This window comes from Pantoea sp. UBA6567 (genome assembly GCF_002434165.1).
GTDB lineage: Bacteria > Pseudomonadota > Gammaproteobacteria > Enterobacterales > Enterobacteriaceae > Pantoea > Pantoea eucrina.
This window is the reverse complement of the sequence record NZ_DJJN01000011.1, coordinates 38290-52144: the sequence shown is the minus strand read 5'-3', so window position 1 is coordinate 52144 and position 13855 is coordinate 38290. Positions and strand designations below refer to the sequence as shown.

The 13855-nt window shown below is 55.6% G+C and carries 3 protein-coding genes; 1 reads left to right on the top strand and 2 read right to left on the bottom strand.

The genetic code is table 11. The features are described from left to right. Positions 1–303: 303 nt before the first annotated feature. The gene (gene aldA / locus B4M48_RS16490; protein ID WP_288657251.1) at positions 304–1740 is read left to right on the top strand and encodes an aldehyde dehydrogenase; all 1437 of its coding nucleotides are present in this window, start codon (positions 304–306) and stop codon (positions 1738–1740) included. Between the two features lie 122 nt (positions 1741–1862). On the opposite strand, the gene B4M48_RS16485 is transcribed toward aldA, so the two are convergent. After that, positions 1863–2390 carry a DUF2247 family protein gene (locus B4M48_RS16485; RefSeq protein WP_288657249.1) on the bottom strand — a complete coding sequence of 176 codons (528 nt, stop codon included), beginning with the start codon at positions 2388–2390 and terminating at the stop codon, positions 1863–1865. After that, positions 2387–13852: a hemagglutinin repeat-containing protein gene (locus tag B4M48_RS16480; protein ID WP_288657248.1), complete on the bottom strand. Its 11466-nt coding sequence runs from the start codon at positions 13850–13852 to the stop codon at positions 2387–2389. Before B4M48_RS16480 ends, B4M48_RS16485 begins: the two co-directional genes overlap by 4 nt. Positions 13853–13855: the final 3 nt, after the last annotated feature.

Below are 13855 nucleotides of genomic sequence, written 5' to 3'. Positions count from 1 at the left end.
GGCACTTGTGCAAGAATAACGGAAGCAGGCTGGACGTCAGGCAGCCTCATGCAGGGTCCGGATTTGCTAAAATGTACTTGCCTTGCTCTTCTCCAAAGCGAAGCGACTTTGACCACAGCGAACTAACGTGTCTCCATTCCGTGTCAGCCTATTAGCGAACCAGATTGCTGCGTTCGTCATGCTTTTCTTCCCTGTGTTGCCACCTGCCGAGCCACGCTGGCACAGATAAAAAGGTGCTTCCTGAGGTTCTGTTTCACTCTGCATTGACTAAACGTTAACGAAACCGAACGCGGAGCCTTGTAAATGACGACACACCATCAACACTATATTAATGGCGCATTTGTCACTGACCACATCGGCAGATGGATCGATGTGATAAGTCCGTCAACGGAAGCGCTGCTATCACGCGTACCGGAGGGCACCAAACAGGATGCAGCCACCGCAATTGATGCAGCTGAGAAGGCCCAGCCTGCCTGGGAAGCGCTGCCTGCAGTAGAGCGTGGTCGCTGGCTACGTAAAATTGCTTCAGCGATTCGCCTGCGCGAGCCGGAGCTTACCGCTACCATCGTCGCGGAGGGCGGCAAAACACAGGGGCTGGCACAAACCGAAGTTCTCTTTACCGCTGATTATCTGGACTATATGTCTGAATGGGCGCGCCGCTATGAAGGCGAAATCGTCAACAGCGACCGTCCGAACGAAAATATTTTCGTCTTCAAAAAAGCCATTGGCGTCACCACCGGTATCTTGCCATGGAATTTTCCTTTTTTCCTGATCGCGCGTAAAGCTGCGCCAGCCCTGGTCACGGGCAACACCATTGTGATCAAACCCAGCGAAGTCACACCCAACAATGCTGCCATCTTCACGCAAATCATTCATGACGTCGGTCTGCCAAAAGGCGTAATAAATGTTGTTTACGGCTATGGTCCGGAAGTGGGTCAGGAACTGGCAGCCAATGAAAAAGTCGGGCTGGTCAGCCTGACCGGCAGCGTCAGCGCCGGTATCGCTACCATGCAGGCAGCAGCCAAAAACGTTACTAACGTCTCGCTGGAACTGGGCGGCAAAGCGCCGGCCATTGTGATGGATGATGCCGACCTGGATCTGGCAGTAAAAGCCATTGTCAGCTCACGCGTCATCAACAGCGGGCAGGTGTGCAACTGCGCTGAGCGCGTTTATGTGCAGGAAGGCATTTACGATCGTTTCATAAGCGCGCTTATTCAGGCAATGCAGCAGGTAAAGGTTGGCAATCCGGCAGAAGAGCACGATCTCGACATGGGGCCCCTGATCAGCAAGGCGGCACTGACGCGCGTGGAAGAAAAAGTCGCAACAGCCCTACAGCAGGGCGGCAAAGTAGTGCTGGGTGGCAAACGTGTGGGTGATACAGGCTATTACTTTGAGCCGACCATCATCACTGGCGTGCGCCAGGAGATGGAAATCATGCGCGAAGAGATTTTTGGACCCGTGCTGCCGGTTATGACCTTTAAAACCCTGGACGAAGCCATCGCGCTGGCCAACGATTGTGAATACGGACTGACCTCATCCATTTATACGCAAAATCTCAACACTGCCATGAACGCGCTGCGCCAGCTGAAATTTGGCGAAACCTATGTTAACCGCGAAAATTTTGAGGCAATGCAGGGTTTTCATGCAGGCTGGCGTAAATCTGGTATTGGCGGCGCGGATGGACGCCACGGTCTGGACGAATATCTGCAAACACATGTTGCCTATCTGCAGTTTGACTAAATGGCGATAAGAGCCCTGCCAAAATGAGGGCTCTTTGCAGCGTTTGTCACTGCAAAACAGTATAAGCCCATAAGCCGAATGAAACGGCAACATCCGATGCGTGCATACGCGTGACACCTGAATTAATGCTGCTTCATAGCTATATGAATTGCATTTGTTTCCTCATCAATCCATTTTTTGTTTTTTAGCATTACTTCTTTGAAATTATCCATGCTGTAAAATTCAGATGGGGTCATGTTGTTCCCTACTCCCTGGACAACATCTGGTGTATCGCTGCCTTTCCATTGATTCCAGAAAATATTCAAATCTAATAATGCATAAATATAGTCATCATTCAAATCATCCAAAAGTTTCATGAACGCAACGAGTCTCCACTTTCTTGCCGACAGCTGTATGTCTATATTGTCCCATTCTGCAAGTCGCTCCAGATGTTTTAGGGTTTCATCAGAGATCGCATCACAATAGGCAAGTTCGGCTACAGAAATAAAAACGTCATTTGCTCCATCAACTTCGTTGATTTGACTGCATGCATAATCGCTAATGTCTGCAGGATCAACTGTGACGTCTGGAAGGCCTTTTGCGCCCATGTAAAGTGTCCCCCAATCCAGCCATTGGAGTTTTTTCAATAAATTCAATTTGCTATTGCTCATGGTTTCGTTGGGACTCCATTAACTTTACCGCCTGACACAAACATGCGATGGCTAACTCCACCTAATTTAGGGTCAACTATCCATTCAAATCTGCCTGAAGTACCATTCAGGGTGCCCTCAATCTGATAGAGTGTTGCACCATTTTTAAGACTGGTTTTTACAGCATTACCCGCATAATTGTCGATAATATCATTGAAGCCATGTGCATTGGTAGCTGGCGGGAATTCCTGTTTAGCTATGGGCTTATCGGTGTTTGGATAAACAGAAATAGGTTTACCCTTCGAATCTATTACTGTTTTATCTGAAATTATGTCAACCTTATTACCACTTCCTGAACCTTTCTCTCCATTACCCACTCTGACGTTTTCAATTACGTCATTTTTAATTTCTTGCTCGCTGCGGGGTGAAGTTTTCGTACCAACTGGCCCAACGATTCCGACACCATATGAACCCGGTATTGGGTGACCTTGTGAATCGTGTTTTTGGCCTATTCCATTGGTGATATGGAATATTTCAGGTTCGTGAATTCCTAATTTATCTTCGTGCCCCAGTTCTTCATCATCACCGAGTGTATTATTCTCTACTGCATTTTTACTTGCCATCGTGCCGGCGCCAGAACCCATTAACGAATCTGACACGATGCCGCCAGCAAATCCTCCTGCCAGCTGGCTCAGGGTGCTGATGGTCTGCTTCTGGCTCTCGGTCAGTTCGCCAGGCTGCGTATCCGGATACATGACCTTGATGATTGCCCGCGCAGTCAGTTCTCCGCCTGCCGCGCCGGCAGCTGCGCCAGTACTGTCCCCGCCTCCCATTCTGGCAAGTACACCGGCTGCCACAGCGTGCGCCATGGTATTGGCCAGCAGATCGGTATGCTCCTTACCGTTTGCATCATAGGTTGTGGTGGCTTTTTTAATCTGGTTTGCAATAAAAGGAGCCATGGCGCCGCTGGCAGCCGCTCCCGGATTATTGGCGCTAAGGCCTCCCAGCGCGCCGGCGACCGCCGTCGCTACCATAGAGTAGGTGCCGCCTGTGCTCCACTTATCTGCGACCGCCTTGTACCCCGGGTCATGCTCAACCAGCGTATTCATTTCATCCGATGATTTGCTGGCATAGTCAGGATGCGCCTTCAGCAGGCGCGCTTTGGTTTCTTCAGCCGCCGCGTCCAGTTTGTAGGCTTTGACGTCCCCGACCACTTTACCGGCCAGCTCCTGTACGCCCTGCGCAAAGGCCAGCTGATTACCGACTTTCTCTTTATCAAAAATCTTATCGATGTGACCGTTGGCATTGTCCGTATCGTGGCTCAGCCCGCTGACATCCTGTGTCTGCCGGGCTGTATCACGAACGACCAGCGTTCCGTCTGCAACGGCCGATCGCGTAGTGCCGGAAGCGCTGCCGCTCATATTCACCAGCGTGGGCAGAAGAGAGGGTTTAGTCCCGTCGTTGCCGCCACTGATCCCAACAGAGGTGCTGCTGGCGTGATATTCTGCGTGGTTCTCAATGCTGTCCCAGCCCAACGTTCCCGTGGAAAGCCGGTTATTGGCCGCATCGGCGGTTGAGGCGATTACCGCACCGTTAAGCTGCGTATGATTACCCGCAAAGATGTCATAACCACCGTTGCCCGCAAACAGCCCGCTCTGATCGCCGACGCTGGCGTACTCGCTGTTGACCTTAGTCTGGCTCAGGCTTAGCCCGAATGAGCCATTCATCGTGCCAAAGGTGAAACTGAAGCCGCCGCTGGCGCTCTGCTGCTTGCTCTGGTAGTTATCCGTATCTTGCAGACTGGACAAGGTCAGGTTATTTCCCGCATTCACACTGATGCTGTTGCCCAGTGCCTGGGCACCAGAGAGCAGCGTGTCATTACCGCTGCTCAGCGTCAGGCTGTCTTTGGCATTGACGCGACTGTTGACATAAGTAGTGCTGCTGCCGTTCTCCGCGCCGCTGGCCATATAGCCGCTGGCCTGTACGCCAATACCGGTTTTTTGTCCGATAGCCACGTGTACGCCGGCGCTCCAGCCAGAGGCGTTGTTACTGCTCTTCTGTTCGGTATTGTTACTGGCTGCGACCAGATTAAGGTCATGCGCGGCTGCGAGCGTCACGTTTCCGCCGGTGATATTGCTGCCCGCCAGGGTCAGGTCGCCGCTGGTGCCTTTGGCGCCCGTGGCCACGACCGCTACGTTGCCGCCGCCGTTGAGCGAGCTGCCGCTCACCACATTACTGTTGTATTCAGATGAGGATTTGCTTTTGCTGGCGCCCACGTTAAGCGCAATCTTAATGCCGGCTTCACGGACATTACCGTTAGCCAGCGCAGTCGCCGATTGCGTAGCGCCTTTCGACATTGCCCAGCCGCTTTCCAGCATCTTCACGGCATTAAGCGCTTTCAGACGATCGTCTCCCGCCTCACCGGCGGCTTTGGCCTGCGAACCGAGGCTGAGCAGCGCGTCGGTAATGGGACTGGTGAGCTGCAGCGTCAATCCGCTCTGCTTCTGCTCAAAACTCTGACGGCGGGTCAGTGTGTCGTTGCCCGGATCGATGGTCACGGATCCGCCAACCAGGGTGATATCCTGCTTCGCAATCACGTCTGAACCCGCCACGCGCGTATCCTGGCCCGCTACCATTGTGACGTTGCCGCCGGTGCTGCCGATGGTGCTGGCGCTCTGGCTTTCGGTGGTGCCGTTTTGCTTCAGCTCCTGTTTGGATGACGCGCTGCCGAAGGTCACGCCAATACCGCCGCCGCTGAGCATGCCGCTTTTTTTGGTCTCGCTCAGGCGATAGCGTGTCTCGGTCTCGGTGGCGGCCGTAATGTTGAGATCGCGGCCAGCCTTCAGGCCCACATCGCGTTCGCCCACAACCGATGAGCCCTTCACCAGCAGGTCATTGCCGGCACTGACTGAAACGCGATCGCCACTCAGGCTGGAGGCCTTTTCTGCCGTAGCACTCTCTTCGCTGAGCGTGTGCGTGGTTTTCTTGCTGAACAGTTTTTTCCGGGTTTTGGTCTCTTCGCGGTAGGCGTAATCACTCTCGGTCACTGTAGTGATATTGACGTCATGTCCGGCCTGCAATGCCAAATCGTTACTGGTGGTGAGCGCAGCGGCCTGGCTGGTAATGTCATTTCCTGCCAGCAGCGTGGTGCTGCCGCCACTGACGATTTCGCTACCCTGCTGACGTACCGTTTCGTTGATGATCGTTTTTTTGCTGCCGCGCTCGCTGTTACCCGATCTGGATTCTTCGGCGTTCAGGTTGATATCGCGGCCTGCTTTCAGTCCGATATCGCCTTCTGCCACCAGCGCTGCCGCCTGGCTGGTAATGTCCTTTCCGGCGACCAGCGTGAGTTTGCCGCCGCTGGAAACGGCTGTGCGTTCGGCATCAGAGTGATGACTTTCTGTATTGCGGATATGGTCATGGGTGGCAGACTGCTGAGACAGTAAATCCAGGTCATGGCCTGCCGTCAGCGACATATCCTTGCCTGAATGCAGCTGACCGGCCGCTACAGAAAGCGTGTTGCCGGCATTGATCGTCAAGGCCGACCCTGCGGTTACCGTGCTGCCCGCCGTGGAAGTAGTAGCGTGGTCACGATAGCGGTTAGTAAAGCTGCTGCTAAGCGTATTCGCGCTGAGCCAGACATCGTTCACCGCCTGAATCTTCAGGTCATCGCTGGCTTTCAGCAGAGAGGCTGTGTTGAGAACGCTGTCTCCGGCTACAAGAGAGAGATTACCTGTTGAGATAATGGCAGCCTGATTTCCCTGCTCTGTCAGAGCGTAGCGGCTCCAGATTGAATTATTATTGATGCTGGCAGTGCTGGTCAGGTTAACAATATTGCCACTGACGCTTTCAAGCGCCACCTGCCTGCCACTGATCGTCGAACCGATGTTATTAATATTCCCTAAGGCACTCAGATTTACGCCCTCGCCCGCCTTAATTAAGCTGCTGTTAATGTTATCAATCTGCGCCTGGCTGGTTAATGCGACATTCTGCTTCGCGCTGATGGTGCTGCCGTTATTGCGGATATTATCTGCCGTCAGCGCAACATTATTGCCAGCAATCACGCTGCCGTTGGCCACGGTGGCGTCATCAGGTGACAAATAAAGTTTTGGCACCATCACTGTCTGTCCATTGATGGTCGCTTGTTCCCACCACAATATACTGTGGTCAAGTGCAGCAATCTGGTCAGCATTCAGTGATACACCGAACGCTAATCCCAGCGATTGCTGCGCTTTCGCTGCGTTATCCATCAGCCAGGACATCTGTTGCAGATCGGAACCCATGCCGTTGATATAACGATTCCCGGTCTGGCTCAGGAGCGCATTGCTGACATAACGGGTATCAAATGCCGCATCGCCAAGGAAGCGATAATCCTGCTCCGGTTTGAGCTGCAACCGATCCAGCAGATAGGAAGATCCCAGAAATTGACGGGTATCGGTATAGATACCGCGCGTCTCAGCCGGCGCGGCTGAAGGCTGGCGATGAAGCAGGGTATTGAGATCGCTAAACAGGCTCTGATCGAGAGCCCCTAAGCCATTGAGCTTCGGGTTGACGGTGATTAAATAGGGGCTGGCAGGATCCTGCGAGACCGTAAAATAGCCATTCTGTGTTAACGGAATCGGCCAGGCGCTGATATCAACTTTTTGCCCCTCGGGCAATCTTCCGGGCTGCGGTATAAATGCACCCTCAGCGCTTTGCACCAGAGCAATTTTTTGACCACCTGTTTGCAGCGCTACCGTTTTATCAGTAATGATGTTTAGCCCCCTGGTCGTCGTATCGGGCGACACCAGCGATCCTGCACCATTAACGGTTTGCACCGCACGGAATACCTCATCAACCCACTCAGGGCTACCCACAGTAAAGGCTGAAGCTTGCTCAAGTCCAAGGCGTTGCGAACCGTTGCCGATCCCGGCGTTAGCCAGACCGGCTATCGCAGGTGCAGCAAGCGTTGGCGTAATGGTGCCACGAACATCATTCGATTCGCTGTTGTTAACGATAGCGGCAAAATTCGCGCTGACGTTACCATTCGCCTGAATAACGCCGCGAATAGACGTGCTGCCTTCTGTGCGATAATTTTCTGTGGCAACGTAAGTCACACTTTTTTTAAGCATGACGCCAGTATTGTAGTCATGAAAATAGATGGCGTCGCCTTTATAAATTAAATCATCTAAATTATCCCGGAGATATTGCGAGCTGCCACCGCTTTCAAGTACCGGCTTATATTTATTGTAAGCATCTGAAGGAGTGTAGGTTCTCCAGACAGATTGCGTGCCTGACAGATAAGATTGGTTATTTAATGTTTGACCCGTAAGCGAGAGGTTCCCGCCAGCAAGAATATAACTGCCGAGGTTATCTAAAGTGGTGGCCTGGCCATTTAAATTATGGCCAGCCGCTATTCTTCCTGCTTGCCCACTGACCTGCGTGCTGGATGTGGTCCGGGCGACCAGTGCCTCATGACTTTTCGATAAGTCAGTGGGAATCGGGGTGACATCGAAAATTCTAAAATTAGGTCCCGGCGGAATCGGGTGATCCGTAAAATAATATTTTAATTCTCCTGGCTGAAATGCATCCAGAGGGATTTCCACGGTGCCCGGCGTTTCAGACGCATAACTATTTGCCACATTCTCCGTTGTCACTGGCCCCACCGAGATGGATTCCCATTGATTCAGCAGGTGCGCGGTCTGCAGGGTAATATCCCCCTGCTGCGACTCTATATTGCCCGATGTATTGATTATCTCGCTATTTGCATTCCCCGCCGCGTCGCGCTGCATCCACAGGTTGTTACCCGCGAGGATATCGCCGCGCTGGTTTTGAATGCGGTCAGCGTACAGATAGAGATTCTGACCAGCATACAGCAGGGCTGTGTTTACAATGCTGCCCGGTGCTGAGAGGGTAAGGCTGCCACGCGTACCGGTAAAGCCGCTGAGCGCCACATCGCTGCGGCTATTCAGCGCGATATTTCCCCCGCCCTGTAACGTGCCTGCGCTGTTCATCGTTATACGCTGACCGCTCAGGCTACTGTCGCCACTTCCGGTGGTGAGCTGGCCGTTATTAATCAAATCGCCGTCCGCGCTCAGCGTCAGCGCCTGCCCCTGCAACGTGCCCTGATTGTCGATCGCACCCTTGCTGCTGATGGTAAGGCGGTTTCCTGCGGCCAGGGTATTGTGTGCGGTAAAACTGTTAATTAGTTTCAGCGTGGCGTCTCCAAGCGCCACCACTTGTCCCAGCTGATCAAATCCCGTGCTTTCAAGCAGCAGGCTGCCGCCGCTGAACAGTTTACCCGCCGCCTGCTGCGTGACCTGTGCAGCGTTGATATTCAGTTGATTTGTACCCAGCAGCGTGCCGCTGTTCGTGAGCTGCGCGTAATTTACCGTCAGGTTTGCGCCCTGTGCGCTGCCCTGGTTCTGCAGGCTGGAGCCGGTGAGAATCGCCTGCTGATCTGCCATCAGCGTGCCGCTGTTGCTGGCGCTGGGGGCATTCACAACCAGCTGCGAAGCCTGCAGCCAGCCGCTGTTGACCAGCTGTGGCGTGTCTAGTGTTAGATCGGCCGAAGAGAGGAGTTTGCCGCTGTTGCTGGTAAGCCCTTGGGTGGTAATACGGCTGGTGGCTCCCTGAATCACACCATAGTTATAGAGTTCGGGCGCGGTCAGCGTCAGGCTGTTCTGGCTCAGGAATGTGCCGCTGGCGTTATTGATAAGGCGTCCACTGGCGTTGAGCTGCAGGCTGCTGTCGCCCTGTATGTGGCCGCTGTTCGTGATGCTGCCGCTGCTGAGCAGCAGATCCCTGCCCTGCATCCGGCCTGCGTTATCTACGGTAGCAGCATGCACATCCAGCGTACCCCCGCTCAGCAATGCCGCCCCTGGCTGCTGCGTCAGTACGCCCGACAACGTTGTCGTCACTCCTTCAGCGCCTGAGATCTCGCCGCTGTTGTTAAGCGCGGCACCCTGCAGCGTAAGGTAACGGGCAATCCACTGCCCCTGGCTGGTGAAACTCCGCGCATTGAGCGCGGCGCTGCCGCTGGCAGTAATTTTGCTGCCGGCAGTGGACGTGAGGGTATCGCTCAGATTCAGCTGCATGTCGCCGGCGCTCTGAATAGCGCCGCTATTAGTGAGGCTGGTGGCATCCAGCAGGATCTGCTGCCCCTGCCAGGTGCCGTTATTCGTCACGGTGTCGCCACTGATATGCAGCGCACCCTGCGTCAGAAGCTGGCCGCCTGCACTGTTAATCAGCGCGCGTGCGGGCTGCGCCTGTGCCATAAACAAACGCAGCCCGCTGGCGGGAGCCGGTCCGAGCGTCAGCGACCGCAGGCCAATCAGGCTGCCCTGGTTGGTGACGCTGGCGGGATAGATGGCGAGCGTATCGCCCTGTACCGTACCGCTGTTACTCAGCGCACCGCCGCGGAGCGTGACAGCTTTTTCTGCCAGCAGCCTGCCGCTGTTATTCAGGTTCTGTGCGTCAATCTGCGCTGCACCCTGAGACAGCAGATCGCCCTGATTATTCAGATCTCCGCTGACCGATGCCGTGAGGTCACTGCTGCTGAGAAGCGATCCCTGATGCTGCCAGCTTCCTGCGCTGACATGCGTGCTTTTACCCTGCAGCGTACCGGAAGTCTCCAGCGTGCCCGCACTCAGCAGCAGGTCTCCCCCGCTCAGAGCCTGACCGCCTGCGGACTGTTGCAGATGGTCAGTCGCCTGCGCATCCAGCGCCGTCGTACCCTGCCACAGTCCCTGATTGTTCAGCGCATCACCGCGAAGCGTGAGGCTGTCTGCCATCACCTTTCCGCTGTTCGTCAGGCTACCGGCTGTCACGCTGGCGTGTCCACCGGAGAGCAGGCTGCCGCTATTGTCCAGCAGCGTATCTGTGGTGCCGCTGAGGGAAGCGATGCCGTTGATCGTGCCCCGGGTGGAGAGTGAGGTGAAGTGATAGCCGAGGTGTTGACCCTGCCACACGCCTGCATTGCTGGCCGCCCCACCCCTGAGGGAGAACGCATCACCGCTGATAAGCTGCCCGTGGAGAAGGTTATCAAACTGGCTAAACTCTGCGGTCAGCAGCGAATCACCCTGCAACAGACCCTGGTTCTGCAGCTTTACCCCTGTGGTTTTTACCTGCTGTGCGGCGATAGTGCCTGCGTTATTCAGGGTGTTAGCCTGAATAACTGCCTGTTGCTGTGCCAGCAGTAGCCCATCCGCATCGTTATCAAGTGAACCATCCAGCATTGCGCTCAGATTTGTAGCTGTAATGCGGCCTTTATTAGTGACGCGCTGCCCGGTCAGACTCAGATCACCCGCCACCTGCAGCAGGCCGGCATTGGTGAGTGTCACTGGCGCAAATGAGAGGGAATCACCGGTGATCAATTTACCCGTAGCGGTATTGGTGACGTTCGCGCTGCTGAGCGAGAGCGCGTTGTTACCCTGAAGCAGGCCTGAATTAGTCAGCTGTGGCGAGGTGATGTCCAGGCGGTCTGCTGCCAGCGTACCGCCGTTACTGAGTTCGCTACTAAGCAGGTTTAGCGCCTGTTCGCTTATCAGCGTACCGCTGTTATCCAGCACGCCATTCACGCTGGCGCTAAGCTGCCCGGCTGCCCGGCTGCTGCCAGCGTTTTGCCAGTTTTCCAGTTTCAGGTCGAGCTGGTCCGCCTGAATACTGCCCTGATTGTTCAGCGCTGAGCCCCGGATGTCTGCTTTGCCTGCCGTCAGCAGCTGTCCGTTTTCCTGATTGACGAGCGTAGCGCCCTGTAATGCGAGGGCATCGGTACCCTGTATCAGCCCGCCGTTGACCAGATCGCCCTTCAGCGTTAGCGCCTGTGCAAGCAGCCAGCCGCTGTTGTCGGCGTTTCCCGTAATCTCAATGTGCTGCTGGCCCACTATTTTACCGCTGTTAGCGAGCGTGCTGGCAGCAATCGTTGCGTCGCCTTCACTCAGCGCACTACCGCTGTTCTGCCAGTCGCCTGCCCTCAGGTCAAGCTGCTGACCCTGCATCTGCCCGCGATTATCCAGCCGGTCCTGCTTCAGCGTCAGCTGCCCCCCACTCAGCACCGTGCCGCTGTTCGTCAGCTGCTCTCCTGTTGCCTGCAGCGTCTCTTTACCCTGCAGCAGGCCGCTGTTCCCGGCGGTGGTACTGCTGATATCAAGCTGACTGGCGGCTATCTGTCCGGCGTTGAAAAGCGTGCCACTGTTTAGCTGCATGGCGTTATCCGCCAGCAGCACTCCTCCCTGCTGATTACTGACGCTACCGTTGTCTGCGGTAAGGCTGGCAGCGCTGATTTCTCCGGCGTTGATAAGGCTGCCGCCGCTCAGTGTCAGGGCCGCACCGCTGGAGATCAGCCCGGCGTTATTCAGCTCCGGCAGATCGAGCCCGAAGCTGTTATCTGAGCTGACGATGCCCTTTGCCTGATTTGTGAGGCGCTGACCGCTGAAGCGGAGCGCCGTTGTCCCCTGAAGCAGGCCATTATTAATGGTTTCGCCGCTGTTTACGTCCAGTGCCTGCTGACCGAAAATAGTGCCGGTATTGGTCAGGCTGCCGGTCGTTAAGGTGCCTTCCGCCAGGCTCAGCGCTTTCCCGCTGTTCAGCCAGCGATCTGCATTAACATTAAGCCGCTGGCCCTGAAGTGAACCGGCGTTGCTGAGCGCAGCGGTATCCAGCATCAGCTGGTCTTCACTGAGTACGCTCCCGCTGTTGGTAAACTGCTGGCTCTCTGTCTGCAGCATCTCTTTGGCCTGCAGCGTACCGCTGTTATTAATGGCGTCGCTGTTGAGGGTAAGGCGAAGAGCCGCTAATTTCCCGCTGTTGGTCAATTCCTGGTTATTCAGCTGCAGCGTTTGTCCGGCAAGTAGCGAGCCATCCGCGTTATTCAGGATCGTATTATTCAGCGCAGTAAGATTCCCGGCGTTGATCTCACCTGAGTTTGTCAGGCGCTGACCGCTCAGCGTCAGCGTGGTGCCACTGCTGATCAGCCCGCTGTTGTTCAGCTTCGGAAGATTCAGTGAAAAGGCGTTATCAGAGCTCAGGGTGCCGCCGTTGAGATTGTTCAGGCTGTCGCCGCTGAAGCTTAATGCACCGGTTCCCTGCAGCAGCCCGCTGTTTTCAGTCTGCGCGCTGCTGATATTCAGTGCCGGTGCAGAGAGCACGCCCTGGTTAAGAAGTCTGTCGCTCACCGCTATCAGGCTGCGGGTCGCGGCGACGCTTGCCTCCTTGTGATTCTGTAAGCTATCCGCTTTTACCTTAATAGCACTTGCGGCCAGCGCGCCGCTGTTGTCCAGCTGCCGGGTATCAGCGGTAAGGCTGTCAGCCGCGGTAAACTGACCGCTGTTACTGATTTGGTTCTGAGCCTGAAGCTGAATGTTACGAGCGGCGTTGGCGCGGGTAGATTGATTCGCTGTCAGAGTAGATCCCTTCAGCCGGATATCGCCGCCCGCCGTCAGGGTGGTGCCGTTGCTGGTCAGGTGACCTTTAGCGGTTACGGCGATACCGGCGTCGCTGACAAGAGTACCCTGCCCCAGCGTGGCATCCTGCTGTGCACTGACGGTGATTTGCCCGGTGGCTTTGTTATCACCATTGAGCGCAACCGATGCGCCACTGGCCGTCAGGGCGCCGCTGCTCAGGCTGTTACTGAGCGTCAGCTTACCGTTTGTATCCAGCCTGATATCACCCTGCTTCGCAGCCAGATTGCCGAGGTTGATCCCCACGCCTTTCTCGCCCGACACCAGATGAATACGATTGGCATACATGCCGCCGAGCGCGCCGGTATCGACCGCGACCGACGGTGCGGGACCCTCTCCGGCTATCGGAGTGACGGAGCCGTCTGCGCCAACGCGGTTGGCCCCCACGGTGATGGAGAGATCCTTTGCGTAGATCCCGGCGTTGATTTCGGTCGCGCGCGCGACGATCGCTACCGCGTCGGCGCTGCTGCCGTCCAGCCCTTTGCCCTCAACGATGACCGATCCTTTCGTCACCTCCAGCGCGGAAAGCTTGCCGCTGACATCAAGTTGCGGCTTGCCGGTGGTAAGCGTAACGTTCGGCGTGTTGATAAAGCCGCAGCCGTTACAGGTGATGCCGTACGGATTAGCCACCATGACGTTGGCAGCCTTACCCGCGACTTCGGTATAGCCCCGCAGCTGCGAGCGGCTGGCGCCCGTGACCTCATTGATAATCGCCTGCGCTTCATGGCCCGCTTTCAGATGAGGGTTATTCTGGATCAGCCCGCCAAGCTGCGTCCGGTTGAGCTGGCCGGTGGCGTTGTTGAGGATCACGCCTTCCTGGCCAACGTTGTACTGCTGATACTGATTGTGCGAGATACCGGCGCCGTTTGGTGTGGCAATGTTGACAACCGGCACACCGTTACCTGCTTTGTCCATCTGCGTGCCTGGCGTCACCGGGGTGATTTGCGCGGCTACAGCCGGCAGCACGGGTTGCATGGCCACCAGAGAGCAGATGAGATAGCTCAGTACACGACGGGCGAGGGAAACGGGTTGGCGATCGTCCATAAT